The sequence below is a fragment of the Pantoea sp. Lu_F5_004 genome (assembly GCF_051136245.1).
Lineage (GTDB): Bacteria > Pseudomonadota > Gammaproteobacteria > Enterobacterales > Enterobacteriaceae > Pantoea > Pantoea agglomerans.
Genome location: NZ_CP194946.1, coordinates 471,075 through 493,633 on the forward strand (window position 1 = coordinate 471,075; position 22,559 = coordinate 493,633).

Annotated in this window: 38 protein-coding genes; 37 read left to right on the forward strand and 1 reads right to left on the reverse strand. The window is 51.1% G+C overall.

Features of this window, described 5'->3' with window-relative positions; all coding sequences use genetic code 11:
• Positions 1 to 156: 156 nt before the first annotated feature.
• From ACR8BN_RS02185 to bfr, 10 genes are all read left to right on the forward strand, one after another.
• Entirely contained in the window at positions 157 to 879 is a 723-nt protein-coding gene (locus tag ACR8BN_RS02185) for a helix-turn-helix transcriptional regulator (protein WP_010253029.1), read from the forward strand.
• On the forward strand, positions 879 to 1,265 hold the full coding sequence (tusD, locus tag ACR8BN_RS02190; protein WP_039388926.1) for a sulfurtransferase complex subunit TusD: 387 nt from the start codon (positions 879 to 881) through the stop codon (positions 1,263 to 1,265). Before ACR8BN_RS02185 ends, tusD begins: the two co-directional genes overlap by 1 nt.
• The gene (gene tusC / locus ACR8BN_RS02195; protein ID WP_039388928.1) at positions 1,265 to 1,624 is read left to right on the forward strand and encodes a sulfurtransferase complex subunit TusC; all 360 of its coding nucleotides are present in this window, start codon (positions 1,265 to 1,267) and stop codon (positions 1,622 to 1,624) included. Before tusD ends, tusC begins: the two co-directional genes overlap by 1 nt.
• A 9-nt stretch (positions 1,625 to 1,633) precedes the next feature.
• Positions 1,634 to 1,921, forward strand: coding sequence for a sulfurtransferase complex subunit TusB (gene tusB, locus ACR8BN_RS02200; protein WP_010253026.1), 288 nt, complete (start codon positions 1,634 to 1,636; stop codon positions 1,919 to 1,921).
• Between the two features lie 124 nt (positions 1,922 to 2,045).
• Entirely contained in the window at positions 2,046 to 2,420 is a 375-nt protein-coding gene (rpsL, locus tag ACR8BN_RS02205) for a 30S ribosomal protein S12 (RefSeq protein WP_003852912.1), read from the forward strand.
• Positions 2,421 to 2,516: 96 nt separating this feature from the next.
• Positions 2,517 to 2,987 (forward strand): 30S ribosomal protein S7, encoded by a 471-nt coding sequence (rpsG, locus tag ACR8BN_RS02210; RefSeq protein WP_003852909.1) that lies wholly within the window; start codon positions 2,517 to 2,519, stop codon positions 2,985 to 2,987.
• A gap of 90 nt (positions 2,988 to 3,077) precedes the next feature.
• Complete coding sequence (fusA, locus tag ACR8BN_RS02215; RefSeq protein WP_039388931.1) at positions 3,078 to 5,192, forward strand: elongation factor G; 2,115 nt, start codon at positions 3,078 to 3,080, stop codon at positions 5,190 to 5,192.
• A gap of 68 nt (positions 5,193 to 5,260) precedes the next feature.
• Positions 5,261 to 6,445, forward strand: a complete 1,185-nt coding sequence (tuf, locus tag ACR8BN_RS02220; RefSeq protein WP_010253018.1) for an elongation factor Tu — start codon at positions 5,261 to 5,263, stop codon at positions 6,443 to 6,445.
• A gap of 170 nt (positions 6,446 to 6,615) precedes the next feature.
• Positions 6,616 to 6,810 (forward strand): bacterioferritin-associated ferredoxin, encoded by a 195-nt coding sequence (bfd, locus tag ACR8BN_RS02225; RefSeq protein ID WP_010671585.1) that lies wholly within the window; start codon positions 6,616 to 6,618, stop codon positions 6,808 to 6,810.
• Between the two features lie 100 nt (positions 6,811 to 6,910).
• Positions 6,911 to 7,384: a bacterioferritin gene (gene bfr / locus ACR8BN_RS02230; protein WP_010253012.1), complete on the forward strand. Its 474-nt coding sequence runs from the start codon at positions 6,911 to 6,913 to the stop codon at positions 7,382 to 7,384.
• Here bfr and ACR8BN_RS02235 read toward each other — a convergent pair.
• Entirely contained in the window at positions 7,371 to 8,144 is a 774-nt protein-coding gene (locus ACR8BN_RS02235) for a prepilin peptidase (protein WP_137231075.1), read from the reverse strand. The two genes, bfr and ACR8BN_RS02235, sit on opposite strands and share 14 nt — an antisense overlap.
• A 393-nt stretch (positions 8,145 to 8,537) precedes the next feature.
• On the opposite strand from ACR8BN_RS02235, the gene rpsJ reads away from it, so the two are divergent.
• The 27 genes from rpsJ (at position 8,538) to rpsD (ending at position 22,543) form a co-directional block, all read left to right on the forward strand.
• Entirely contained in the window at positions 8,538 to 8,849 is a 312-nt protein-coding gene (rpsJ, locus tag ACR8BN_RS02240) for a 30S ribosomal protein S10 (RefSeq protein ID WP_001181005.1), read from the forward strand.
• 32 nt (positions 8,850 to 8,881) lie between these two features.
• Complete coding sequence (gene rplC / locus ACR8BN_RS02245) at positions 8,882 to 9,511, forward strand: 50S ribosomal protein L3 (protein WP_003850712.1); 630 nt, start codon at positions 8,882 to 8,884, stop codon at positions 9,509 to 9,511.
• Between the two features lie 10 nt (positions 9,512 to 9,521).
• Positions 9,522 to 10,127 (forward strand): 50S ribosomal protein L4, encoded by a 606-nt coding sequence (rplD, locus tag ACR8BN_RS02250; protein ID WP_003850711.1) that lies wholly within the window; start codon positions 9,522 to 9,524, stop codon positions 10,125 to 10,127.
• A complete protein-coding gene (rplW, locus tag ACR8BN_RS02255; RefSeq protein ID WP_003850708.1) occupies positions 10,124 to 10,426 on the forward strand; it encodes a 50S ribosomal protein L23 in 303 nt (100 codons plus the stop codon). The genes rplD and rplW overlap by 4 nt, the downstream gene beginning before the upstream one ends.
• A 17-nt stretch (positions 10,427 to 10,443) precedes the next feature.
• On the forward strand, positions 10,444 to 11,265 hold the full coding sequence (gene rplB / locus ACR8BN_RS02260) for a 50S ribosomal protein L2 (protein WP_008927137.1): 822 nt from the start codon (positions 10,444 to 10,446) through the stop codon (positions 11,263 to 11,265).
• Between the two features lie 16 nt (positions 11,266 to 11,281).
• Complete coding sequence (rpsS, locus tag ACR8BN_RS02265) at positions 11,282 to 11,560, forward strand: 30S ribosomal protein S19 (protein ID WP_001138115.1); 279 nt, start codon at positions 11,282 to 11,284, stop codon at positions 11,558 to 11,560.
• Positions 11,561 to 11,573: 13 nt separating this feature from the next.
• Positions 11,574 to 11,906: a 50S ribosomal protein L22 gene (rplV, locus tag ACR8BN_RS02270; protein ID WP_008927136.1), complete on the forward strand. Its 333-nt coding sequence runs from the start codon at positions 11,574 to 11,576 to the stop codon at positions 11,904 to 11,906.
• Positions 11,907 to 11,923: 17 nt separating this feature from the next.
• On the forward strand, positions 11,924 to 12,622 hold the full coding sequence (rpsC, locus tag ACR8BN_RS02275) for a 30S ribosomal protein S3 (protein ID WP_009087585.1): 699 nt from the start codon (positions 11,924 to 11,926) through the stop codon (positions 12,620 to 12,622).
• 12 nt (positions 12,623 to 12,634) lie between these two features.
• Positions 12,635 to 13,045 carry a 50S ribosomal protein L16 gene (gene rplP / locus ACR8BN_RS02280; protein ID WP_008927134.1) on the forward strand — a complete coding sequence of 137 codons (411 nt, stop codon included), beginning with the start codon at positions 12,635 to 12,637 and terminating at the stop codon, positions 13,043 to 13,045.
• Positions 13,045 to 13,236 carry a 50S ribosomal protein L29 gene (gene rpmC, locus ACR8BN_RS02285; protein WP_003850146.1) on the forward strand — a complete coding sequence of 64 codons (192 nt, stop codon included), beginning with the start codon at positions 13,045 to 13,047 and terminating at the stop codon, positions 13,234 to 13,236. The genes rplP and rpmC overlap by 1 nt, the downstream gene beginning before the upstream one ends.
• A complete protein-coding gene (rpsQ, locus tag ACR8BN_RS02290; RefSeq protein WP_003850147.1) occupies positions 13,236 to 13,490 on the forward strand; it encodes a 30S ribosomal protein S17 in 255 nt (84 codons plus the stop codon). Before rpmC ends, rpsQ begins: the two co-directional genes overlap by 1 nt.
• A gap of 357 nt (positions 13,491 to 13,847) precedes the next feature.
• Complete coding sequence (locus tag ACR8BN_RS02295) at positions 13,848 to 15,200, forward strand: 8-oxoguanine deaminase (protein ID WP_143790661.1); 1,353 nt, start codon at positions 13,848 to 13,850, stop codon at positions 15,198 to 15,200.
• A 248-nt stretch (positions 15,201 to 15,448) separates the two neighbouring features.
• Positions 15,449 to 15,820, forward strand: a complete 372-nt coding sequence (rplN, locus tag ACR8BN_RS02300; RefSeq protein ID WP_006120590.1) for a 50S ribosomal protein L14 — start codon at positions 15,449 to 15,451, stop codon at positions 15,818 to 15,820.
• A gap of 10 nt (positions 15,821 to 15,830) precedes the next feature.
• The gene (gene rplX, locus ACR8BN_RS02305; RefSeq protein ID WP_003850150.1) at positions 15,831 to 16,145 is read left to right on the forward strand and encodes a 50S ribosomal protein L24; all 315 of its coding nucleotides are present in this window, start codon (positions 15,831 to 15,833) and stop codon (positions 16,143 to 16,145) included.
• A 14-nt stretch (positions 16,146 to 16,159) separates the two neighbouring features.
• Positions 16,160 to 16,699, forward strand: coding sequence for a 50S ribosomal protein L5 (rplE, locus tag ACR8BN_RS02310; protein ID WP_003850155.1), 540 nt, complete (start codon positions 16,160 to 16,162; stop codon positions 16,697 to 16,699).
• Between the two features lie 14 nt (positions 16,700 to 16,713).
• The gene (gene rpsN / locus ACR8BN_RS02315; protein WP_008927132.1) at positions 16,714 to 17,019 is read left to right on the forward strand and encodes a 30S ribosomal protein S14; all 306 of its coding nucleotides are present in this window, start codon (positions 16,714 to 16,716) and stop codon (positions 17,017 to 17,019) included.
• Positions 17,020 to 17,051: 32 nt separating this feature from the next.
• The gene (gene rpsH / locus ACR8BN_RS02320) at positions 17,052 to 17,444 is read left to right on the forward strand and encodes a 30S ribosomal protein S8 (RefSeq protein WP_003850158.1); all 393 of its coding nucleotides are present in this window, start codon (positions 17,052 to 17,054) and stop codon (positions 17,442 to 17,444) included.
• Between the two features lie 13 nt (positions 17,445 to 17,457).
• Positions 17,458 to 17,991, forward strand: coding sequence for a 50S ribosomal protein L6 (gene rplF / locus ACR8BN_RS02325; RefSeq protein WP_003850161.1), 534 nt, complete (start codon positions 17,458 to 17,460; stop codon positions 17,989 to 17,991).
• A gap of 9 nt (positions 17,992 to 18,000) precedes the next feature.
• The gene (rplR, locus tag ACR8BN_RS02330; RefSeq protein WP_003850163.1) at positions 18,001 to 18,354 is read left to right on the forward strand and encodes a 50S ribosomal protein L18; all 354 of its coding nucleotides are present in this window, start codon (positions 18,001 to 18,003) and stop codon (positions 18,352 to 18,354) included.
• Positions 18,355 to 18,368: 14 nt separating this feature from the next.
• Positions 18,369 to 18,869 carry a 30S ribosomal protein S5 gene (gene rpsE, locus ACR8BN_RS02335; RefSeq protein ID WP_003850164.1) on the forward strand — a complete coding sequence of 167 codons (501 nt, stop codon included), beginning with the start codon at positions 18,369 to 18,371 and terminating at the stop codon, positions 18,867 to 18,869.
• A 5-nt stretch (positions 18,870 to 18,874) separates the two neighbouring features.
• Entirely contained in the window at positions 18,875 to 19,054 is a 180-nt protein-coding gene (gene rpmD, locus ACR8BN_RS02340) for a 50S ribosomal protein L30 (protein ID WP_003850166.1), read from the forward strand.
• Between the two features lie 3 nt (positions 19,055 to 19,057).
• Complete coding sequence (gene rplO, locus ACR8BN_RS02345; protein WP_003850168.1) at positions 19,058 to 19,492, forward strand: 50S ribosomal protein L15; 435 nt, start codon at positions 19,058 to 19,060, stop codon at positions 19,490 to 19,492.
• A 7-nt stretch (positions 19,493 to 19,499) separates the two neighbouring features.
• Positions 19,500 to 20,831, forward strand: coding sequence for a preprotein translocase subunit SecY (gene secY, locus ACR8BN_RS02350; protein WP_003850175.1), 1,332 nt, complete (start codon positions 19,500 to 19,502; stop codon positions 20,829 to 20,831).
• A gap of 32 nt (positions 20,832 to 20,863) precedes the next feature.
• Positions 20,864 to 20,980, forward strand: coding sequence for a 50S ribosomal protein L36 (gene rpmJ, locus ACR8BN_RS02355; RefSeq protein ID WP_010252805.1), 117 nt, complete (start codon positions 20,864 to 20,866; stop codon positions 20,978 to 20,980).
• A 146-nt stretch (positions 20,981 to 21,126) separates the two neighbouring features.
• Complete coding sequence (gene rpsM / locus ACR8BN_RS02360) at positions 21,127 to 21,483, forward strand: 30S ribosomal protein S13 (protein WP_003850176.1); 357 nt, start codon at positions 21,127 to 21,129, stop codon at positions 21,481 to 21,483.
• Positions 21,484 to 21,499: 16 nt separating this feature from the next.
• On the forward strand, positions 21,500 to 21,889 hold the full coding sequence (gene rpsK / locus ACR8BN_RS02365; protein WP_004160563.1) for a 30S ribosomal protein S11: 390 nt from the start codon (positions 21,500 to 21,502) through the stop codon (positions 21,887 to 21,889).
• Between the two features lie 33 nt (positions 21,890 to 21,922).
• Positions 21,923 to 22,543: a 30S ribosomal protein S4 gene (gene rpsD / locus ACR8BN_RS02370; RefSeq protein WP_008927131.1), complete on the forward strand. Its 621-nt coding sequence runs from the start codon at positions 21,923 to 21,925 to the stop codon at positions 22,541 to 22,543.
• The last annotated feature ends 16 nt before the right edge of the window (positions 22,544 to 22,559 follow it).

A 22,559-nucleotide genomic window follows, 5' to 3' on the forward strand; every position in this document is an offset into this window, starting at 1 on the left:
GCCGCCTCCGGGCGGCGGTTTCATTTCTGCTTCACGACAAACCTCTGGCATAAGCCGACGACATTTGCCAGACTAATGCCTGCCTAATTATCCCAATATTGAGTCTGCCCATAAGCCGCTGTGACAGGCTCCAGCCATTCAGGGTGATACTCTTCAATGTCTAATCCATTCAATCCGGGTGAACTGAGCGACTTCGATCTTCTGGAGCAGCGCCCGTTCGAACAAAGTGATTACGATATTCTGAAATCGTACGAGGCTGTCGTGGATGGCCTGGCGATGTTGATCGGTTCGCATTGTGAAATTGTCCTGCATTCGCTTGAAGATCTTAAGTGTTCGGCAGTGCGTATCGCTAATGGTGAACACACCGGACGTAAAGTCGGTTCGCCTATTACCGATTTAGCCCTGCGTATGCTGCATGATATGCATGGCGCGGACAGTAATGTCTCCCGTGCCTACTTCACACGTGCCAAAAGCGGCGTGCTGATGAAATCGGTCACGATTGCGATTCGTAACCGTCAGCAACGGGTCATTGGCTTGCTCTGCATCAACATGAACCTTGATGTGCCGTTCTCACAGATCATGTCGACCTTTATGCCGCCCGAGATGCAGCAGGTTGACTCCAACGTCAACTTCGCCAGTTCGGTAGACGATCTGGTGATGCAGACGCTGGAGTTCACCATTGAAGAGGTGAGTGCTGACCGTAATGTATCGAACAACGCCAAGAATCGTCAGATTGTGCTGAACCTGTATGAGAAGGGGATCTTCGACATCAAGGATGCCATCAACCAGGTGGCCGATCGGCTGAATATTTCCAAACACACCGTCTATCTCTACATCCGCCAGTTTAAAAACGGCGACTTCCAGGGGCAGGAGCGGTAATGCGTTACACCCTGCTGGTCACCGGTCCGGCTTACGGTACGCAACAGGCGACCAGTGCCTGGCTGTTTGCCCGCGCACTGCTGACGGCAGGCCATCAGCTTGACAGCGTTTTCTTCTATCGCGAAGGGGTGCTGAACGCTAACCAACTGACGTCGCCCGCCAGTGATGAATTTGATCTGGTGCGCGCGTGGCAGACATTGCATCAGGAGCAGGGTGTGGCACTGAATATTTGTGTGGCGGCCGCGCTGCGTCGTGGCGTCAGCGACCAGCAGGAAGCGTCACGACTCCAGCTGGCGGGCAGTAACCTGCAGCCGGGCTTTACCCTGAGCGGGCTGGGCGCGCTGGCGGAAGCGGCACTAAGCTGTGAACGCATGGTGCAGTTCTGATGAATCGGGTCGCGTTTGTCTTTACCCGGGCGCCGCACGGCAGCAGCGCAGGACGTGAGGGGCTGGATGCCGCGCTGGCCACGGGCGCGCTCAGTGAGGATATCGGCCTGTTTTTTATTGGTGATGGCGTGCTGCAGCTTAATCTGCACCAGCAACCTGAGGCGATTAAAAGCCGTCACTATGCCGCGACCTTTGGCGTGCTGGCGCTGTATGAGATTGAACAGTGCTATCTCTGCCGGACATCGCTGATAGCGCGTGGATTAGAGGTTGACGCTGACCGGTTGCTGGATGTTACGCTACTGGACGCGCCGGCGCTGCGACAGACGCTGGCCAGCTACGATCGCATTCTTACTTTTTAAGAGACGTTAATGCTGCATACGTTACTGCACTCACCGGCACACTGTGACCTTGAGAGCCTGCTTTTAATGGCGGGGGCGGGTGATGACCTGCTGCTGCTGCAGGATGGCGTGCTGGCCGCTTTAGCTGGCAGCCACGCATTGATGCGACTGTCAGAGAGCGAAGCGACGCTCTGGGTGCTGGACGAAGATGTTCAGGCTCGCGGTCTCGCTGGACAAATTTCGACCCGTGTGCAGTCAGTAGACTATACTGGGTTTGTCACGCTAACGATCAGGCATCAGCAACAAATGGTCTGGTAATCGGCTAAAACCTGGTTATTTCTTGACACCCCTTTGACTCAGCCCTAAAATTCTGCCTCCTCGTAATTCTACGAGGCGATTTATTACGTGTTTACGAAGCAAAAGCAAATTCAGGAGCTATTTAATGGCAACAGTTAACCAGCTGGTTCGCAAACCACGCGTCCGCAAAGTTGCAAAGAGCAACGTGCCGGCGCTGGAAGCTTGCCCGCAAAAACGTGGCGTTTGTACTCGTGTGTACACCACCACTCCTAAGAAACCAAACTCCGCACTGCGTAAAGTCTGCCGTGTGCGTTTGACCAACGGTTTTGAAGTTACCTCCTACATCGGTGGTGAAGGTCATAACCTGCAGGAACACTCCGTGATCCTGATCCGTGGCGGTCGTGTAAAAGACCTGCCAGGTGTGCGTTACCACACCGTTCGTGGCGCGCTTGACTGCTCAGGTGTTAAAGACCGTAAGCAGGCTCGCTCCAAGTACGGCGTGAAGAAGCCAAAGGCTTAATGGTTCTCCGTTAAGTAAGGCCAAACGTTTTAAATTAAATGTCAAAATAAACTCATAGAGTTTTGGACAATCCTGAATTAACAACGGAGTATTTCCATGCCACGTCGTCGCGTCATTGGTCAGCGTAAAATTCTGCCAGATCCTAAGTTCGGATCAGAGCTGCTGGCCAAATTTGTAAATATCCTGATGGTAGATGGTAAAAAATCTACTGCAGAATCAATCGTTTATACCGCGCTTGAGACCCTGGCTCAGCGTTCAGGTAAAAACGCGCTGGAATCTTTTGAAGTAGCCCTGGAAAACGTGCGTCCGACTGTCGAAGTTAAGTCACGTCGCGTTGGTGGTTCTACTTATCAGGTACCAGTAGAAGTCCGTCCGGTTCGTCGTAATGCTCTGGCAATGCGCTGGATCGTAGATGCTGCTCGTAAACGCGGTGATAAATCAATGGCTCTTCGCCTGGCGAACGAACTTTCTGATGCTGCAGAGAACAAAGGTACAGCAGTTAAGAAACGTGAAGACGTTCACCGCATGGCAGAAGCCAACAAGGCGTTCGCACACTACCGTTGGTAATCACCACGTAGTTGTTAAACCAGCGGGCGCTCAATCAGCCAACCCGCTGGGGTCGACTTACCTTGAACGTCCGAGAATCAGAGGAATCAAATGGCTCGTAAAACACCCATTGCTCGCTACCGTAATATCGGTATCAGTGCGCACATCGACGCCGGTAAGACTACCACTACCGAACGCGTTCTGTTCTACACCGGTGTAAACCACAAAATCGGTGAAGTACATGACGGCGCAGCAACCATGGACTGGATGGAGCAGGAACAGGAACGTGGTATTACCATCACTTCCGCTGCGACCACCTGTTACTGGTCTGGTATGGCCAAGCAGTTTGAACCACACCACATCAACATCATCGACACCCCAGGACACGTTGACTTCACCATCGAAGTTGAACGTTCTATGCGTGTGCTTGATGGCGCGGTAATGGTTTACTGTGCAGTTGGTGGCGTTCAGCCACAGTCTGAGACCGTATGGCGTCAGGCTAACAAATATAAAGTTCCACGCATTGCGTTCGTTAACAAAATGGACCGCATGGGTGCTAACTTCCTGAAAGTTGTTAAGCAGATGGAAGTTCGTCTGGGCGCAACTCCAGTTCCTCTGCAGCTGGCTATCGGCGCAGAAGAGAAATTCACCGGTGTTGTTGACCTGGTGAAAATGAAAGCAATCAACTGGAACGACGCAGACCAGGGTGTAACCTTCGACTACGAAGATATTCCAGCTGATATGCAGGAACTGGCTGAAGAATGGCATGCGAAGCTGGTTGAAGCCGCTGCTGAAGGCTCTGATGAGCTGATGGAGAAATTCTTCGGTGGTGAAGAACTGACTGAAGAAGAGATCAAAACATCTCTGCGTAAGCGTGTTCTGAACAACGAAATTATCCTGGTAACCTGTGGTTCTGCATTTAAGAACAAAGGTGTTCAGGCGATGCTGGATGCAGTTGTTGAATATCTGCCAGCACCGACTGACGTTACCGCGATCAACGGTATGCTGGACGACGGTAAAGACACGCCGGCTGTTCGTCACTCTGATGACAACGAGCCGTTTGCTGCACTGGCGTTCAAAATCGCTACCGACCCGTTCGTGGGTAACTTAACCTTCTTCCGCGTTTACTCTGGTGTTGTTAACACGGGTGACACCGTGTTCAACCCGGTTAAGTCAAACCGTGAGCGTCTGGGCCGTATCGTTCAGATGCACGCTAACAAGCGTGAAGAGATTAAAGAAGTTCGTGCGGGTGATATCGCAGCTGCGATCGGCCTGAAAGATGTGACCACTGGTGACACCCTGTGTGACCCAGATAACGTCATCATCCTTGAGCGCATGGAGTTCCCGGAGCCGGTAATCTCTATCGCCGTTGAGCCAAAAACCAAAGCTGACCAGGAAAAAATGGGTCTGGCTCTGGGCCGTCTGGCAAAAGAAGACCCATCATTCCGCGTATGGACTGATGAAGAATCTAACCAGACCATCATCGCCGGTATGGGTGAATTGCACCTCGACATCATCGTTGACCGTATGAAGCGTGAGTTCAACGTTGAAGCAAACGTGGGTAAACCACAGGTTGCTTACCGTGAAGCGATTCGCAACAAAGTTACCGATGTTGAAGGTAAACACGCCAAGCAGTCTGGTGGTCGTGGTCAGTATGGTCATGTTGTTATCGACATGTACCCACTGGAGCCAGGTTCGAACCCGAAAGGCTACGAATTTGTCAACGACATCAAAGGTGGTGTGATTCCTGGTGAATACATCCCTGCGGTTGACAAAGGTATCCAGGAGCAGCTGAAATCAGGCCCTCTGGCTGGTTACCCGGTTGTGGATCTGGGCGTGCGTCTGCACTTCGGTTCTTACCACGATGTCGACTCCTCAGAGCTGGCGTTTAAACTGGCCGCGTCTCTTGCCTTCAAACAAGGCTTTAAACAAGCGACACCTGTTCTGCTTGAACCTATCATGAAGGTTGAAGTTGAAACGCCAGAAGAGAACACGGGTGATGTCATCGGTGACCTTAGCCGTCGTCGTGGTATGCTCAAAGGGCAGGAATCTAACGCTACTGGCGTTCAGATTCACGCTGAAGTTCCGTTGTCTGAGATGTTCGGATACGCAACTCAGCTGCGTTCTCTGACCAAAGGTCGTGCTTCTTACTCCATGGAGTTCCTGAAGTATGACGATGCGCCAAACAACGTAGCGCAGGCCGTTATTGAAGCTCGTAGCAAATAAGCTACGGTTTAAATTTGAACTGATGCCTTCACCCAGATGGTGAAGGCACAACGTAAGGAATTATCGCCATGGCGAAAGAGCAATTTCAGCGTAACAAACTGCACGTAAACGTGGGCACCATCGGTCACGTCGACCACGGTAAAACCACCCTGACTGCAGCTATCACCACCGTACTGTCTAAAACTTACGGCGGCCAGGCTCGTGCATTCGATCAGATCGATAACGCACCAGAAGAGAAAGCACGTGGTATCACCATCAACACTTCACACGTTGAGTATGAAACCCCGACTCGCCACTATGCGCACGTTGACTGCCCAGGCCACGCCGACTATGTGAAAAACATGATCACCGGTGCTGCGCAGATGGACGGCGCGATCCTGGTTGTTGCTGCGACTGATGGCCCAATGCCACAGACCCGTGAGCACATCCTGCTGGGTCGTCAGGTTGGCGTTCCTTACATCATCGTGTTCCTGAACAAGTGTGACATGGTTGATGATGAAGAGCTGCTGGAACTGGTAGAGATGGAAGTTCGTGACCTGCTGTCAGCATATGACTTCCCAGGCGACGACACTCCAATCGTTCGTGGTTCTGCTCTGAAAGCGCTGGAAGGCAACCCAGAGTGGGAAGCGAAAATCATCGAACTGGCTGAGCATCTGGACAACTACATCCCAGAGCCACAGCGTGCGATCGACATGCCGTTCCTGCTGCCAATCGAAGACGTATTCTCAATCTCTGGCCGTGGTACCGTTGTTACCGGTCGTGTTGAGCGCGGCATCGTTAAAGTCGGCGACGAAGTTGAAATCGTGGGTATCAAAGATACTGTGAAATCAACCTGTACCGGTGTTGAGATGTTCCGTAAGCTGCTGGACCAGGGTCAGGCAGGCGAAAACTGTGGTGTTCTGCTGCGCGGTATCAAGCGTGAAGACATCCAGCGTGGCCAGGTTCTGGCTAAGCCAGGCTCAATCAAGCCGCACACCCAGTTCGAGTCAGAAGTTTACGTTCTGTCTAAAGACGAAGGTGGTCGCCATACTCCGTTCTTCAAAGGCTATCGTCCACAGTTCTACTTCCGTACAACTGACGTAACCGGCTCAGTAGAGCTGCCAGAAGGCGTTGAAATGGTAATGCCAGGCGACAACATCAAAATGGTTGTTACCCTGATCCACCCAATCGCAATGGACGAAGGTCTGCGCTTTGCAATCCGCGAAGGTGGCCGTACCGTTGGCGCGGGTGTTGTTGCTAAAGTTATCGCTTAATTGTGATATCTGCTGTGGCCGTGTAAATGGCCACTGCAACACAGTAAAAAGAGCACTTCGGTGCTCTTTTTTTTGCTCTGAAAACGGCATAACCCTGCAAAGGGTGGGTTTGAAATAAAAACGATTCGCATTTACACTGTGTACAGAAAATGTACCCGAGTGATGAATCAATGTACGTCTGCCTGTGTAATGCCATCAGTGATAAAACCCTTCGTGAAGTCGTGCGTCGCTATCAGCCCAAATCTATTCAGCAACTGCGCCAGCTTGTGCCGGTCGGCAAGCAATGCGGCAAATGCATTCGTGCTGCGCGTGAAATTATGGATGAAGAGATGCAGCATGCACCACTCTACAAAGAGATAGCCTGACCGACGAGCGGTGCGTGAATACCCACAATATCTGTCGCGTTTTTTTGACTTCTTTTTAACCGCATCTACGCTCTAATAAACCAGACGCGGAGGGTTAACAATGAAGGGCGATATCAAAGTTATCAGTCATCTCAATAAACTGCTTGGAAATGAACTGGTTGCTATCAATCAGTACTTTCTGCATGCGCGCATGTTCAAAAACTGGGGTCTGACGCGCCTCAATGATGTGGAATACCATGAATCAATCGATGAGATGAAACATGCCGATAAGTATATTGAGCGTATTCTTTTCCTGGAAGGGATCCCAAACCTTCAGGATCTGGGACGGCTCCGTATCGGTGAAGATGTTGAGGAGATGCTGAGTTCAGACCTGAATCTGGAGCTGGAGGGTGCGAAAGACCTTCGTGAAGCCATCTCCTATGCTGACAAAGTGCATGACTATGTCAGCCGTGACATGATGATTGAAATCCTGGCTGATGAGGAACATCACATTGACTGGATCGAGACGGAACTTGAGTTAATCCAGAAGATGGGCATCCAGAACTATCTGCAGGCTCAAATCAAACAAGAGTGAATCGGGTCTGCAGCATTATCGTTACCCAGCCCGCAATGGCCAGGAAAGGGCCAAACGGCAGCGGGCTGTCCCCCTGAATAAAACCCCGCAGTTGCAGCATCACGATCGACGTCAGCGCCATAACGGTGGCACCCAGCGCAATCCAGGGTAATGTCTGCCAGCCACAGCAGGCACCTAACGCTGCGAAGAGCTTGATATCGCCATAGCCTAACCCTTCGTACCCCCGCATCTGCCGATGGCTCCAGGCGAGCAGCCACAACGCACAGTAGCCCGCCAGAGCACCCCATATCGCCGTTGTTTCGGTTCCGGACAGCGTGGCATGGAGTAATCCGGACCAGAGCAGCAGATAATTGAGCGGGTCAGGTATACAGAAGTGGCGGCGATCGATGGCTGCCACGAGCAGCAAGAGGCCGGAGGCAGTAATAATAAAAATAGCCTCCGCAGAGTGGTCAAAGCTCTGCAACACCAGCAGGCACAGAAGGGCGAACAGCCATTCAATGACAAAACTTTCTGCGCCGAACGCGTGATGACAGAAGCGACACCGCCCTTTTAAACCTGGCCAGCTTATTAACGGCAGCGCATCGCGCCACAGCAGGCGTTGCTGGCAATGATTACAGTGCGAACCCGGAAAGCAGAGTAGGGCAAACCATTGAGCGGGTGAGAGGGCGGGGGTGAAGCGCTGGCAGGTCAGCGAAAGAAAGCTTCCCAATGCACCGCCGCCTGCGAGTGTAGCAATGTGAGTTATCAGAGTGGGCAACATGTTTATGCTCCGGACGAAAGGTTAGATGCACTCTCGTCGGCAATGGGTTCTGTGTCATCTGTGGATTAAGAACAGCGGAAACAGACTCACAACTGCATAACTGATTTATCAGCGATACGGCAGTGCAATGCGACGCACGCCTCATGAACCGGCCACAATTTAATGGGTAAAACCTCAACACGGGTTGCTTCCTGAACAGATTTACGTATAATGCGCGGGCCTGCAGATATTGCAGGCGCGATTCGAGCAGAATCGCAGACGGCTGAAATTTAGGCCGCCTGACAATACTCCCAATTGTGGAGTTATATGCTGAACGATTACACTCTCCCATCAATCGTAATGGGCTCGAGTAGTGATTTTTTTCGTCTATAAAAAGTTTGGAGCTCTGGTCTCATGCAGAACCAAAGAATCCGTATCCGTCTTAAAGCGTTTGATCATCGTCTGATCGATCAATCAACCGCGGAAATCGTTGAGACCGCCAAGCGCACTGGTGCGCAGGTTCGTGGTCCAATCCCGCTGCCAACCCGCAAAGAGCGTTTTACTGTTCTGATCTCTCCGCACGTTAACAAAGATGCGCGTGATCAGTACGAAATCCGCACTCACAAGCGTCTGGTAGACATCGTTGAGCCAACTGAAAAAACCGTTGATGCTCTGATGCGTCTGGATCTGGCTGCCGGTGTTGACGTGCAGATCAGCCTGGGTTAATCAGGTCATCGAGCGATTGAGAGGTTGAAACAATGATTGGTTTAGTCGGTAAAAAAGTGGGCATGACCCGCATCTTCACTGAAGATGGCGTTTCTATCCCCGTCACCGTAATCGAAGTTGAAGCGAACCGCGTTACTCAGGTCAAAGGCCTGGAAAACGATGGTTACCAGGCAATTCAGGTTACCACCGGTGCTAAAAAAGCAAACCGTGTGACCAAACCTGAAGCTGGTCATTTTGCTAAAGCTGGCGTTGAAGCTGGCCGTGGCCTGTGGGAATTCCGCACCGCTGAAGGTGAAGAATACTCTGTAGGTCAGAGCATCAGCGTTGAGATTTTCGCTGAAGTTAAGAAAGTTGACGTAACCGGTACCTCTAAAGGTAAAGGTTTCGCCGGTACCGTTAAGCGCTGGAACTTCCGTACCCAGGACGCTACTCACGGTAACTCCTTGTCTCACCGCGTTCCGGGTTCTATCGGTCAGAACCAGACTCCGGGCAAAGTGTTCAAAGGCAAGAAAATGGCAGGTCAGCTGGGTAATGAGCGCGTAACCGTTCAGAGTCTGGACGTAGTACGTGTTGACGCTGAGCGCAACCTGCTGCTGGTTAAAGGTGCAGTTCCCGGTGCTACCGGTAGCGACCTGATCGTTAAACCAGCTGTGAAGGCGTAAGGGGATAGCAATGGAATTAGTATTGAAAGACGCGCAGAGCGCGCTGACTGTTTCCGAAACTACCTTCGGTCGTGATTTCAACGAAGCGCTGGTTCACCAGGTTGTTGTTGCTTACGCATCTGGCGCCCGCCAGGGTACTCGTGCGCAGAAAACTCGCGCCGAAGTAACCGGTTCAGGCAAAAAGCCATGGCGTCAAAAAGGCACCGGCCGTGCGCGTGCAGGTTCTGTAAAGAGCCCAATCTGGCGTTCAGGTGGTGTGACCTTTGCTGCGAAGCCGCAGGACCACAGTCAAAAAGTTAACAAAAAGATGTACCGCGGCGCGCTGAAAAGCATCCTGTCCGAACTGGTACGTCAAGATCGTCTGATCGTTGTCGAATCATTTGCTGTAGAAGCACCGAAAACCAAGCTGCTGGTACAGAAACTGAAAGACATGGCTCTGGAAGACGTGCTGATCATCACCGGTGAACTGGATGAGAATCTGTTCCTGGCTGCGCGCAACCTGTACAAGGTTGACGTACGTGATGCATCCGGTATCGACCCAGTTAGCCTGATCGCCTTCGACAAAGTCGTTATGACTGCTGATGCAGTTAAGCAAGTTGAGGAGATGCTGGCATGATCCGTGAAGAACGTCTGCTGAAAGTACTGCGCGCGCCGCACGTATCTGAAAAAGCATCTAGCGCGATGGAAAAAACCAATACCATCGTTCTCAAAGTTGCTAATGACGCGACCAAAGCAGAGATCGTTGCTGCTGTTGAGAAACTGTTCGAAGTAGAAGTTAAAGACGTAAACACCCTGGTAGTTAAGGGCAAAGTTAAGCGTCAAGGACAGCGTATCGGTCGTCGTAGCGACTGGAAAAAAGCTTACGTCACCCTGAAAGAAGGCCAGAATCTGGACTTCGCTGGCGGCGCTGAGTAAGTCGGAGGAGAAAGACAATGGCAGTTGTTAAATGTAAACCGACATCTCCGGGTCGTCGCCATGTAGTTAAAGTGGTAAACGCGGAGCTGCACAAGGGCAAACCATTTGCCCCGCTGGTAGAAAAAAACAGCAAATCCGGTGGCCGTAACAACAATGGTCGTATCACTACCCGTCATATCGGTGGTGGTCACAAGCAGGCTTATCGTATTGTTGACTTCAAACGCAACAAAGACGGTATCCCGGCAGTTGTTGAACGTCTTGAGTACGATCCGAACCGCTCTGCGAACATCGCACTGGTTCTGTACAAAGACGGCGAGCGCCGTTACATCCTGGCCCCTAAAGGCCTGAAAGCCGGCGACCAGATCCAATCTGGCGTTGATGCTGCGATTAAAGCAGGTAACACTCTGCCGATGCGTAACATCCCGGTGGGTTCAACCGTGCATAACGTAGAAATGAAACCAGGCAAAGGCGGTCAGATTGCTCGCTCAGCCGGTGCTTACGTGCAGATCGTTGCGCGTGAAGGTTCTTACGTTACCCTGCGTCTGCGTTCAGGTGAAATGCGTAAAGTCGAGTCTGACTGCCGCGCAACACTGGGCGAAGTCGGCAACGCTGAGCATATGCTGCGCGTTCTGGGTAAAGCTGGTGCAGCCCGTTGGCGTGGTGTTCGTCCTACCGTTCGTGGTACCGCGATGAACCCAGTTGATCACCCGCACGGTGGTGGTGAAGGTCGTAACTTTGGTAAGCACCCGGTAACTCCGTGGGGCGTTCAGACCAAAGGTAAGAAGACCCGTAGCAACAAGCGTACCGATAAGTTTATCGTACGTCGCCGTAGCAAATAATATTAGAGGATAAGCCATGCCACGTTCTCTCAAGAAAGGTCCTTTTATTGACCTGCACTTGCTGAAGAAGGTAGAGAAAGCGGTGGAAAGCGGTGACAAGAAGCCTTTGCGCACTTGGTCCCGTCGTTCAACGATCTTTCCTAACATGATCGGTTTGACCATCGCTGTCCATAATGGTCGTCAGCACGTTCCTGTCTTTGTTTCCGACGAAATGGTTGGTCACAAACTGGGTGAATTCGCGCCGACACGTACTTATCGCGGTCACGCGGCTGATAAAAAAGCCAAGAAGAAATAAGTAGGAGGAAGAGATGGAAACTTTAGCTCAACATCGCCACGCTCGTTCTTCTGCTCAGAAGGTTCGCCTTGTTGCTGACCTGATTCGCGGTAAGAAAGTGTCGCAGGCACTGGACATTTTGACCTACACCAATAAGAAAGCGGCTGTACTGGTCAAAAAAGTTCTGGAATCTGCCATTGCTAACGCCGAACACAACGATGGCGCTGATATCGACGATCTGAAAATCACGAAAATTTTCGTTGATGAAGGTCCGACCATGAAACGCATTATGCCGCGTGCCAAAGGTCGTGCAGATCGCATCCTGAAGCGCACCAGCCACATTACTGTGGTTGTGTCCGATCGCTGAGACTCTGGAGACTAGCAATGGGTCAGAAAGTACATCCTAATGGTATTCGCCTGGGTATTGTAAAACCATGGAACTCTACCTGGTTTGCGAACACCAAAGAATTCGCTGACAACCTGGACAGCGATTTTAAAGTACGTCAGTTTTTGACTAAAGAACTGGCTAAAGCATCTGTCTCTCGTATCGTTATCGAGCGTCCAGCGAAGAGCATCCGTGTGACTATTCACACCGCTCGTCCGGGCATCGTTATCGGTAAGAAAGGCGAAGATGTAGAAAAACTGCGCACGGTCGTCGCGAATATCGCTGGCGTTCCTGCACAGATTAATATCGCCGAAGTCCGCAAGCCGGAACTGGACGCGAAACTGGTAGCTGACAGCATCACTTCACAGCTGGAGCGTCGTGTGATGTTCCGTCGTGCTATGAAGCGTGCAGTTCAGAACGCCATGCGTCTTGGCGCGAAGGGTATTAAAGTCGAAGTTAGCGGCCGTCTGGGTGGCGCCGAGATCGCACGTACCGAATGGTATCGTGAAGGTCGCGTGCCATTGCACACACTGCGTGCTGACATTGACTACAACACCTCTGAAGCGCACACCACTTATGGTGTAATCGGCGTTAAGGTATGGATCTTCAAAGGTGAGATCCTGGGTGGTATGGCTGCTGTTGAACAACCGGAACCGGCTGCTCAACCTAAAAAGCAGCAGCGTAAAGGCCGTAAGTAAGGAGAGTCGCTGATGTTACAACCAAAGCGTACGAAATTCCGTAAAGTGCACAAAGGCCGTAACCGCGGTCTGGCTGCGGGTACGGATGTCAGCTTCGGTACTTTCGGTCTGAAAGCTGTTGGCCGTGGTCGTCTGACTGCTCGTCAGATCGAAGCAGCACGTCGTGCTATGACCCGTGCAGTTAAGCGTCAAGGTAAGATCTGGATCCGAGTATTCCCGGACAAACCGATCACCGAGAAGCCGCTGGAAGTGCGTATGGGTAAAGGTAAGGGTAACGTAGAGTATTGGGTTGCCCTGATCCAGCCTGGTAAAGTCCTGTATGAAATGGACGGCGTACCAGAAGAGCTGGCCCGTGAAGCATTCAAGCTGGCAGCAGCAAAACTGCCTATCAAAACCACCTTTGTAACTAAGACGGTGATGTAATGAAAGCAACTGAGCTGCGTGAAAAAAGCGTTGAAGAGCTGAACACTGAGCTGCTTAATCTGCTGCGTGAGCAATTTAACCTGCGCATGCAGGCAGCATCTGGCCAACTGCAGCAGACTCATCTGCTGAAACAGGTTCGCCGTGATGTTGCACGCGTTAAGACTTTACTGACTGAGAAGGCGGGTTCGTAATGACCGATAAAATCCGTACTCTGCAGGGTCGTGTAGTAAGTGACAAAATGCAGAAATCTGCAGTTGTTGCTATCGAACGTTTCGTGAAACACCCGATCTACGGCAAATTCATTAAACGTACGACCAAGCTGCACATCCATGACGAGAACAATGAATGTGGAATTGGTGACGTGGTAGAAATCCGCGAATGCCGTCCACTGTCCAAGACTAAATCCTGGACCCTGGTTCGCGTAATCGAGAAAGCTGTTCTGTAATAAGAATCGTTTTTTCTGAGGAAACCCTCTGCTTCGGCAGGGGGTTTTTTTTGCCTGCAATTCGGGCTTGATCCATTTGTGCCTGTGGCAATGCGGATTTGATGGCGCTCACAAATTCAGGTGTTTGCAGGGATTAAGCTGCCTCTCTTCAGGCGACGCGGCCTGAAAGCGCCAGGCTATAAAAGCCGGGGTTATCATAACTGTACAAGGAAATGTGCCGTGAAAATGGAGAGTCATGACCGCTTACGCCGGTCACTGTTAAAATTGCCACTGTTAGCTGCGTTACCTGCGATTAGCTCTGCCAAAAGCTTGCCGCTATTATCGGGTAACACACAACCACTACCCACAGGCAATAGCATGGAACGAACTCTGTTACTGAAGAATGCTGAATGTGTGGTCTGCATGGATGCCGACCGTCGGGAAATACGTAATGCTTCTGTTCTGATAAAAGGAAATAAAATCGTTGCAGTCGGGGAAGCACGCTCGTTACCCGATAGCGCGGATGAGATCATCGATCTGCGAGGACACATTGTCATCCCTGGCCTGATCAATACGCATCACCACATGTATCAGAGCCTGACCCGCGCTATTCCTGCAGTGCAAAACGGCGAGCTTTTTAACTGGCTAACCCACCTCTATCCACTGTGGCAGAATCTGACGCCTGAGATGATTCATATCTCAACACAGATCTCCATGGCCGAGTTAATGCTCTCCGGCTGCACCACCACCAGTGACCATCTCTACGTCTATCCCAATGGCTGTAAGCTTGACGACAGTATTGAGGCTGCAGCCCTGATGGGCATGCGTTTCCATGCGAGCCGGGGCAGCATGAGCGTCGGTAAGTCCCTGGGGGGCTTACCACCCGATGCACTGGTAGAGGATGAAGCCGCCATTCTTAAAGATACGCAGCGTGTGATTGAGCGCTACCATGATGGCAGCCACGGTTCGATGTTACGCATCGTGGTTGCGCCATGTTCGCCGTTTTCAGTCAGCCGTGAGCTGATGAAGCAATCCGCAGCGATGGCACGCAGCTTCAATGTATCAATGCACACCCATCTGGCAGAGAACGACAGCGATATTCGTTATAGCCGTGAAAAATTCAATATGACGCCAGCCCAGTATGTTGAAGACCTCGGCTGGGTAGGACCGGATGTCTGGCATGCACACTGCGTCAAACTGGATCAGCATGGTATAGAACTCTTTGCACGTACCGGTACCGGCGTCGCGCACTGTCCCTGCTCGAACATGCGCCTCGGTTCCGGTATTGCGCCGATACGCCATATGTGTGATGCCGGCGTACACGTGGGTATGGGTGTGGATGGCTCAGCCTCCAATGACAGCTCAGACATGATGGCCGAGGTTCGTCAGGCGATGCTGCTGCAACGCGTAGGCTTCGGCCCGGATGCGATGACGGCACGTCAGGCACTGGAACTGGCGACGCTGGGTGGAGCAAAGGTGCTTAACCGCGATGATGTGGGCACCATTGCGCCGGGCATGATGGCCGATCTGGCCATTTTTGACCTGAACCGAATTGGACTTGCCGGGGCAGGGCACGATCCTGTCGCCGCCCTGGTGTTCTGTAATCCGGGACAGGTTGCCTATAGCATCATTAACGGAAAAGTCCGGGTACGGGACGGACAAGTGGCCGGAATTGAACTGCCAGCCGTGCTGCGTCAGCATAACCAACTGGCCAGGAAACTGGCTGGTTGAGTCAGAAGGGCACTTTATTTGGGAGGCGACGAAAAATAAGGCAGATTACATTTGCTACTGTTCGCACTATTCCCTAGAATACGCCCTCCCTGTCATCAGGGGAAATCAGCGGCTCGATTGAGAGCCGTTTATTTTTTCTACCCATCTGTGAGAACCGGTGTTACAATGCCGCGCCCTCAATTATGGGGCTTTCTAACGACCTGAGGTTTAGGTCCCGAAGTAGTAGTTGACATTAGCGGAGCACTAAAATGATCCAAGAACAGACTATGCTGAACGTCGCCGACAACTCCGGTGCACGTCGCGTAATGTGTATCAAGGTTCTGGGTGGCTCGCACCGTCGCTACGCAGGCGTCGGTGACATCATCAAAGTTACCATCAAGGAAGCAATTCCTCGTGGTAAAGTCAAAAAAGGTGATGTCCTGAAGGCGGTAGTGGTGCGCACCAGGAAGGGTGTTCGTCGCCCGGACGGTTCTGTCATTCGCTTCGATGGTAATGCATGCGTTATTCTGAACAATAACAGTGAGCAGCCTATCGGTACGCGTATTTTTGGGCCGGTAACTCGTGAACTTCGTACTGAAAAGTTCATGAAAATTATCTCTCTGGCACCAGAAGTACTCTAAGGAGCGAACAATGGCAGCTAAAATCCGTCGTAACGACGAAGTTATCGTGTTAACCGGTAAAGATAAAGGTAAGCGCGGTAAAGTTAAGAATGTCCTGTCTTCTGGTAAGGTCATCGTTGAAGGTATCAACCTGGTGAAGAAACATCAGAAGCCGGTTCCGGCTCTGAACCAACCAGGTGGCATCGTTGAAAAAGAAGCTGCTATTCAGGTTTCTAACGTTGCACTGTTCAACGCGGCAACTGGTAAGGCTGACCGTGTAGGCTTTAGATTCGAAGACGGCAAAAAAGTCCGTTTCTTCAAGTCTAACAGCGAAACTATCAAGTAATTTGGAGTAGTACGATGGCGAAACTGCATGATTACTACAAAGACGAAGTAGTCCAGAAACTCATGACAGAGTTTGGCTACAATTCTGTCATGCAAGTCCCTCGGGTCGAGAAGATCACCCTGAACATGGGTGTTGGTGAAGCGATCGCTGACAAGAAACTGCTGGATAACGCAGCAGCTGACCTGGCAGCAATCTCCGGTCAAAAACCGCTGGTCACCAAAGCACGCAAATCAGTTGCAGGCTTCAAAATCCGTCAGGGCTATCCGATCGGCTGTAAAGTAACTCTGCGTGGCGAGCGCATGTGGGAGTTCTTTGAGCGTCTGGTCACCATTGCTGTTCCACGTATCCGTGACTTCCGTGGCTTGTCCGCTAAGTCATTCGATGGTCGTGGCAACTACAGCATGGGTGTACGTGAGCAGATCATCTTCCCAGAAATCGACTACGACAAAGTCGATCGCGTTCGTGGTTTGGATATCACCATTACCACTACTGCGAAATCTGATGATGAAGGCCGTGCTCTGCTGGCTGCCTTTGACTTCCCGTTCCGTAAGTAAGGTAGGGTTACTTAATGGCTAAGCAATCTATGAAAGCACGCGAAGTTAAGCGTGCAAAATTAGCAGACAAATTCTTCGCTAAACGCGCTGAACTGAAAGCGATCATCTCTGATGTGAACGCTTCCGACGAAGATCGTTGGGATGCTGTTCTGAAGCTGCAGAGTCTGCCGCGTGATTCCAGCCCTTCGCGTCAGCGTAACCGCTGCCGTCAAACAGGTCGTCCGCACGGTTTCCTGCGGAAGTTTGGGTTGAGCCGTATCAAGGTCCGCGAAGCCGCCATGCGCGGTGAAATCCCGGGCCTGAAAAAGGCTAGCTGGTAATTGTCACCAATTGAATCACGGGAGTAACACAGATGAGCATGCAAGATCCGATCGCGGATATGCTGACCCGTATCCGTAACGGTCAGGCCGCAAACAAAGTTGCGGTCACCATGCCTTCCTCCAAGCTGAAATTGGCAATTGCCAACGTTCTGAAGGAAGAAGGATATATTGAAGATTTCAAAATCGAAGGCGACATCAAGCTGGAACTGGAACTTACTCTCAAGTATTTCCAGGGCAAAGCTGTTGTAGAAAGCATTCAGCGAGTAAGCCGTCCTGGTCTGCGCATCTATAAGAAAAAAGATGAGCTGCCAAAGGTAATGGCTGGTATGGGCATCGCTGTAGTTTCTACATCTAAAGGTGTCATGACTGATCGTGCAGCGCGCCAGGCAGGTCTTGGTGGCGAAATTATCTGCTACGTAGCGTAATCGGAGGATACATATGTCTCGTGTTGCTAAAGCACCTGTCGTTGTTCCTGCCGGCGTAGAGGTAAAACTCAACGGTCAGGTAATTTCGATTAAAGGTAAAAACGGCGAGCTGACTCGTACTATCAATGATGCTGTTGAAGTTAAGCATGCTGACAACGCTCTGACTTTCGCACCGCGCGAAGGTTTCGTTGACGGCTGGGCGCAGGCGGGTACTTCTCGCGCGCTGCTGAACGCAATGGTAATCGGTGTTACCGAAGGCTTCACTAAGAAGCTGCAGCTGGTTGGTGTAGGTTATCGTGCAGCCGTTAAAGGCGACGTGGTTAACCTGTCTCTGGGCTTTTCTCATCCAGTCGATCACCAGCTGCCCGCGGGTATCACTGCAGAATGTCCAACTCAGACTGAGATCGTGCTGAAAGGCGCTGATAAACAGCTGATTGGTCAGGTTGCAGCGGACTTGCGCGCCTACCGTCGTCCTGAGCCTTATAAAGGCAAGGGTGTCCGTTACGCCGACGAAGTCGTGCGTACCAAAGAGGCTAAGAAGAAGTAAGGTAACACTATGGATAAGAAATCTGCTCGTATCCGTCGTGCGACCCGTGCACGTCGCAAGCTCAAAGAGCTGGGTGCTACTCGCCTGGTGGTACATCGTACCCCGCGTCATATTTACGCACAGGTAATCGCCCCGAACGGTTCCGAAGTTCTGGTCGCTGCTTCTACTGTAGAAAAAGCTATCACTGAACAACTGAAGTATACCGGTAATAAAGAAGCCGCAGCTGCAGTAGGTAAAGCTATCGCAGAACGCGCAATCGAAAAAGGCATCACTGGTGTTTCTTTCGACCGTTCCGGTTTCCAATATCATGGTCGCGTCCAGGCACTGGCAGATGCTGCCCGTGAAGCTGGCCTTCAGTTCTAAGGTAGAGGTCTAAGATGGCACACATCGAGAAACAAGCTGGCGAACTGCAGGAAAAACTGATCGCGGTAAACCGTGTTTCTAAAACTGTTAAAGGTGGTCGTATCTTCTCCTTCACAGCACTGACTGTGGTAGGCGATGGTAATGGTCGCGTAGGTTTTGGTTACGGTAAAGCGCGTGAAGTTCCAGCAGCGATCCAGAAAGCGATGGAGAAAGCCCGTCGCAACATGGTTAACGTCGCGCTGACCAACGGCACCCTGCAGCACCCAGTTAAAGGTGCACACACGGGTTCCCGCGTGTTCATGCAGCCGGCTTCAGAAGGTACCGGTATTATTGCCGGTGGTGCAATGCGCGCCGTTCTGGAAGTCGCTGGAGTTCATAACGTACTGGCAAAAGCCTATGGTTCTACTAACCCGATTAACGTGGTTCGTGCAACTATCGACGGCCTGGGCAATATGAAATCTCCGGAAATGGTCGCTGCTAAGCGTGGTAAATCCGTTGAAGAAATTCTGGGGTAATCACGATGGCTAAGACTATTAAAATCACTCAAACCCGTAGTTCAATCGGCCGCTTGCCTAAGCATAAAGCCACTCTGGTTGGCCTGGGTCTGCGTCGTATTGGCCACACCGTTGAGCGTGAAGACACGCCTGCAGTACGCGGTATGGTTAACGCGGTTTCCTATATGGTTAAAGTGGAGGAGTAAGAGATGCGTTTAAATACTCTGTCTCCGGCCGAAGGGTCTAAGCACGCTACCAAGCGTCTGGGTCGTGGTATCGGTTCTGGCCTCGGAAAAACCGGCGGTCGTGGTCACAAAGGTCAGAACTCACGTTCTGGCGGTGGCGTACGTCGCGGTTTCGAAGGTGGTCAGATGCCTCTGTACCGTCGTCTGCCGAAGTTCGGTTTCACCTCTCGCAAAGCAATGATCACCACAGAGATTCGTCTGTCTGATCTGGCGAAAGTTGAAGGCGGTATCGTCGACCTGAACGCGCTGAAAGCAGCCAACATTGTCGGTGTTCAGATTGAATTCGTTAAAGTAATTCTGTCTGGTGAAGTTTCTACACCGGTAACGGTTCGCGGTCTGCGTGTCACCAAAGGTGCACGTGCTGCAATCGAAGCTGCTGGCGGTAAAATCGAGGAATAAGTAGCAGATGGCTAAACAACCGGGATTAGATTTTCAAAGTGCCAAGGGTGGCTTTGGTGAGCTGAAACGCAGACTGCTGTTTGTAATCGGCGCACTCATTGTCTTCCGTATTGGCTCTTTTATTCCAATCCCTGGTATTGATGCCACTGTACTTGCCAAACTGCTTGAGCAACAGCGTGGCACCATCATTGAAATGTTTAACATGTTCTCTGGTGGTGCTCTGAGCCGTGCTTCTATTTTCGCACTGGGCATCATGCCGTATATTTCGGCATCGATTATCATCCAGTTATTAACGGTGGTTCATCCAGCGTTAGCGGAAATTAAGAAAGAAGGGGAGGCTGGCCGTCGTAAGATTAGCCAGTACACCCGATACGGTACGTTGGTATTGGCCATATTTCAGTCGATCGGTATTGCTACCGGTCTGCCGAATATGCCAGGGATGCAAGGCCTGGTAATGAATCCAGGCTTTGCTTTCTACTTTACCGCTGTTGTGAGTCTGGTCTCAGGAACGATGTTCCTGATGTGGCTGGGCGAACAGATTACTGAACGTGGTATCGGTAACGGTATTTCGATCATTATCTTCGCAGGTATCGTTGCGGGTCTCCCGCCGGCCATTGGCCATACCATCGAGCAAGCGCGGCAAGGCGACCTGCACTTCCTTCTGTTGCTGTTGGTTGCAGTACTCGTATTCGCAGTGACCTTCTTTGTTATCTTTGTTGAACGTGGTCAACGCCGCATTGTGGTGAACTACGCAAAACGTCAGCAAGGTCGTCGCGTTTACGCTGCACAGAGCACACATTTACCGTTGAAAGTGAACATGGCAGGCGTCATTCCAGCCATCTTTGCTTCCAGCATTATTCTGTTCCCGGCAACGATTGCATCGTGGTTTGGGGGCGGTACCGGTTGGAACTGGCTGACAACAATTTCGCTGTATTTGCAGCCAGGACAGCCGCTTTATGTGCTACTCTATGCGACTGCAATCATCTTCTTCTGTTTCTTCTATACGGCGTTGGTTTTCAACCCACGTGAAACAGCAGATAACCTGAAGAAGTCTGGTGCATTCGTACCGGGAATTCGTCCGGGAGAGCAAACGGCGAAGTATATTGATAAAGTAATGACGCGATTGACCTTAATCGGCGCTCTCTACATTACGTTTATCTGCCTTATCCCGGAGTTCATGCGTGATGCGATGAAGGTTCCCTTCTACTTTGGCGGTACTTCACTGCTTATCGTAGTTGTCGTCATCATGGACTTTATGGCTCAAGTGCAAACTCTGATGATGTCAAGTCAGTACGAGTCGGCACTGAAGAAAGCTAACCTGAAAGGCTACGGCCGTTAATTCAGTTGGTTGAGAAGTTACGGAGAGTAAAAATGAAAGTTCGTGCTTCCGTCAAGAGATTATGTCGTAACTGCAAAATCATTCGTCGCGACGGTGTCGTCCGTGTGATCTGCAGCGCCGAGCCAAAGCATAAACAGCGCCAAGGCTGATTTTGTCACATATTTTTCTTGCAAAGTCGGGTTGAGCTGGCTAGATTAGCCAGCCAATCTTTTGTATGTCAGTGCGTTTCCATTTGAGTATCCTGAAAACGGGCTTTTCAGCATGGGACGTGCTTGTTTAATTATAGGAGTGCATAGTGGCCCGTATAGCAGGCATTAACATTCCTGATCAAAAACATACCGTTATCGCATTAACTTCGATCTTCGGTATCGGTAAAACTCGTTCTAAAGCCATCTGCGCTTCAACGGGTATTGCTGAAAATGTTAAGATCAGTGAGCTGTCTGAAGAACAAATTGATCAGCTGCGTGATGCAGTTGCGAAATTCGTTGTAGAAGGTGATCTGCGCCGTGAAATCACCCTGAGCATCAAGCGTCTTATGGACCTTGGTTGCTACCGTGGTTTGCGCCATCGTCGTGGTCTTCCGGTTCGCGGTCAGCGTACTAAGACCAACGCACGTACCCGTAAGGGTCCGCGTAAACCGATCAAGAAATAATCGGGGTGAGTAAATAATGGCAAAGGCACCAGTTCGTGCACGTAAGCGTGTAAGAAAACAAGTCTCAGATGGCGTGGCTCATGTCCATGCTTCTTTTAACAACACCATCGTTACCATTACTGATCGTCAGGGTAACGCACTGGGTTGGGCAACCGCCGGTGGTTCCGGTTTCCGCGGTTCACGTAAATCCACTCCGTTTGCTGCTCAGGTCGCTGCAGAGCGCTGTGCAGAAGCGGTAAAAGATTACGGAATTAAGAACCTGGAAGTTATGGTAAAGGGTCCGGGTCCAGGTCGCGAATCTACGATTCGTGCTTTGAACGCCGCTGGTTTCCGCATCACTAATATTACTGATGTGACTCCGATCCCTCATAACGGTTGTCGTCCGCCGAAAAAACGTCGCGTATAACGCCCGTTTTTTTAGGATAGTTGGAGAAAGAAAATGGCAAGATATTTGGGTCCTAAGCTCAAGCTGAGCCGTCGTGAGGGCACTGACTTATTCCTTAAGTCTGGCGTTCGCGCGATTGATTCCAAGTGTAAGATTGAACAAGCCCCTGGTCAGCATGGTGCGCGTAAACCGCGTCTGTCTGATTACGGCGGTCAGTTACGTGAAAAGCAAAAAGTTCGTCGTATCTACGGCGTGCTGGAGCGTCAGTTCCGTAACTATTATAAAGAAGCAGCTCGTCTGAAAGGCAACACCGGTGAAAACCTGTTGGCTCTGCTGGAAGGTCGTCTGGACAACGTAGTTTATCGTATGGGCTTTGGTGCCACTCGTGCAGAAGCACGTCAGCTGGTTAGCCATAAGTCTGTTCTGGTAAATGGCCGCGTTGTTAACATCGCTTCTTATCAGGTATCTCCGAATGATGTCGTTAGCATCCGTGAGAAAGCCAAAAAGCAATCTCGCGTGAAGGCCGCTCTGGAGCTGGCTGAGCAGCGTGAAAAGCCAACCTGGCTGGAAGTTGATGCGACTAAGATGGAAGGTGTGTTCAAGCGTATTCCTGAACGTACTGATCTGTCTGCGGACATTAACGAACACCTGATCGTCGAGCTTTACTCCAAGTAAGGCTTAGTACCAAAGA

What these genes read in the sequence shown, in the direction of transcription:
- rplB (WP_008927137.1), top strand. Translation starts at nt 10,444, where the DNA reads ATGGCAGTTGTTAAATGTAAACCGACATCTCCGGGTCGTCGCCATGTA.
- tusB (WP_010253026.1), top strand. Translation starts at nt 1,634, where the DNA reads ATGCTGCATACGTTACTGCACTCACCGGCACACTGTGACCTTGAGAGC.
- rpsL (WP_003852912.1), top strand. Translation starts at nt 2,046, where the DNA reads ATGGCAACAGTTAACCAGCTGGTTCGCAAACCACGCGTCCGCAAAGTT.
- bfr (WP_010253012.1), top strand. Translation starts at nt 6,911, where the DNA reads ATGAAGGGCGATATCAAAGTTATCAGTCATCTCAATAAACTGCTTGGA.
- rplO (WP_003850168.1), top strand. Translation starts at nt 19,058, where the DNA reads ATGCGTTTAAATACTCTGTCTCCGGCCGAAGGGTCTAAGCACGCTACC.
- bfd (WP_010671585.1), top strand. Translation starts at nt 6,616, where the DNA reads ATGTACGTCTGCCTGTGTAATGCCATCAGTGATAAAACCCTTCGTGAA.
- tusD (WP_039388926.1), top strand. Translation starts at nt 879, where the DNA reads ATGCGTTACACCCTGCTGGTCACCGGTCCGGCTTACGGTACGCAACAG.
- rplV (WP_008927136.1), top strand. Translation starts at nt 11,574, where the DNA reads ATGGAAACTTTAGCTCAACATCGCCACGCTCGTTCTTCTGCTCAGAAG.
- rplR (WP_003850163.1), top strand. Translation starts at nt 18,001, where the DNA reads ATGGATAAGAAATCTGCTCGTATCCGTCGTGCGACCCGTGCACGTCGC.
- rpsE (WP_003850164.1), top strand. Translation starts at nt 18,369, where the DNA reads ATGGCACACATCGAGAAACAAGCTGGCGAACTGCAGGAAAAACTGATC.
- rpsG (WP_003852909.1), top strand. Translation starts at nt 2,517, where the DNA reads ATGCCACGTCGTCGCGTCATTGGTCAGCGTAAAATTCTGCCAGATCCT.
- tuf (WP_010253018.1), top strand. Translation starts at nt 5,261, where the DNA reads ATGGCGAAAGAGCAATTTCAGCGTAACAAACTGCACGTAAACGTGGGC.
- ACR8BN_RS02185 (WP_010253029.1), top strand. Translation starts at nt 157, where the DNA reads ATGTCTAATCCATTCAATCCGGGTGAACTGAGCGACTTCGATCTTCTG.
- rplW (WP_003850708.1), top strand. Translation starts at nt 10,124, where the DNA reads ATGATCCGTGAAGAACGTCTGCTGAAAGTACTGCGCGCGCCGCACGTA.
- rpsK (WP_004160563.1), top strand. Translation starts at nt 21,500, where the DNA reads ATGGCAAAGGCACCAGTTCGTGCACGTAAGCGTGTAAGAAAACAAGTC.
- rpmJ (WP_010252805.1), top strand. Translation starts at nt 20,864, where the DNA reads ATGAAAGTTCGTGCTTCCGTCAAGAGATTATGTCGTAACTGCAAAATC.
- rpmD (WP_003850166.1), top strand. Translation starts at nt 18,875, where the DNA reads ATGGCTAAGACTATTAAAATCACTCAAACCCGTAGTTCAATCGGCCGC.
- tusC (WP_039388928.1), top strand. Translation starts at nt 1,265, where the DNA reads ATGAATCGGGTCGCGTTTGTCTTTACCCGGGCGCCGCACGGCAGCAGC.
- rpsH (WP_003850158.1), top strand. Translation starts at nt 17,052, where the DNA reads ATGAGCATGCAAGATCCGATCGCGGATATGCTGACCCGTATCCGTAAC.
- rplN (WP_006120590.1), top strand. Translation starts at nt 15,449, where the DNA reads ATGATCCAAGAACAGACTATGCTGAACGTCGCCGACAACTCCGGTGCA.
- rplX (WP_003850150.1), top strand. Translation starts at nt 15,831, where the DNA reads ATGGCAGCTAAAATCCGTCGTAACGACGAAGTTATCGTGTTAACCGGT.
- rpsD (WP_008927131.1), top strand. Translation starts at nt 21,923, where the DNA reads ATGGCAAGATATTTGGGTCCTAAGCTCAAGCTGAGCCGTCGTGAGGGC.
- rplE (WP_003850155.1), top strand. Translation starts at nt 16,160, where the DNA reads ATGGCGAAACTGCATGATTACTACAAAGACGAAGTAGTCCAGAAACTC.
- rplP (WP_008927134.1), top strand. Translation starts at nt 12,635, where the DNA reads ATGTTACAACCAAAGCGTACGAAATTCCGTAAAGTGCACAAAGGCCGT.
- rplD (WP_003850711.1), top strand. Translation starts at nt 9,522, where the DNA reads ATGGAATTAGTATTGAAAGACGCGCAGAGCGCGCTGACTGTTTCCGAA.
- rpsN (WP_008927132.1), top strand. Translation starts at nt 16,714, where the DNA reads ATGGCTAAGCAATCTATGAAAGCACGCGAAGTTAAGCGTGCAAAATTA.
- ACR8BN_RS02295 (WP_143790661.1), top strand. Translation starts at nt 13,848, where the DNA reads ATGGAACGAACTCTGTTACTGAAGAATGCTGAATGTGTGGTCTGCATG.
- rpsJ (WP_001181005.1), top strand. Translation starts at nt 8,538, where the DNA reads ATGCAGAACCAAAGAATCCGTATCCGTCTTAAAGCGTTTGATCATCGT.
- rpsQ (WP_003850147.1), top strand. Translation starts at nt 13,236, where the DNA reads ATGACCGATAAAATCCGTACTCTGCAGGGTCGTGTAGTAAGTGACAAA.
- rplF (WP_003850161.1), top strand. Translation starts at nt 17,458, where the DNA reads ATGTCTCGTGTTGCTAAAGCACCTGTCGTTGTTCCTGCCGGCGTAGAG.
- rpmC (WP_003850146.1), top strand. Translation starts at nt 13,045, where the DNA reads ATGAAAGCAACTGAGCTGCGTGAAAAAAGCGTTGAAGAGCTGAACACT.
- rpsC (WP_009087585.1), top strand. Translation starts at nt 11,924, where the DNA reads ATGGGTCAGAAAGTACATCCTAATGGTATTCGCCTGGGTATTGTAAAA.
- ACR8BN_RS02235 (WP_137231075.1), bottom strand. Translation starts at nt 8,144, where the DNA reads ATGTTGCCCACTCTGATAACTCACATTGCTACACTCGCAGGCGGCGGT.
- fusA (WP_039388931.1), top strand. Translation starts at nt 3,078, where the DNA reads ATGGCTCGTAAAACACCCATTGCTCGCTACCGTAATATCGGTATCAGT.
- rpsS (WP_001138115.1), top strand. Translation starts at nt 11,282, where the DNA reads ATGCCACGTTCTCTCAAGAAAGGTCCTTTTATTGACCTGCACTTGCTG.
- rplC (WP_003850712.1), top strand. Translation starts at nt 8,882, where the DNA reads ATGATTGGTTTAGTCGGTAAAAAAGTGGGCATGACCCGCATCTTCACT.
- secY (WP_003850175.1), top strand. Translation starts at nt 19,500, where the DNA reads ATGGCTAAACAACCGGGATTAGATTTTCAAAGTGCCAAGGGTGGCTTT.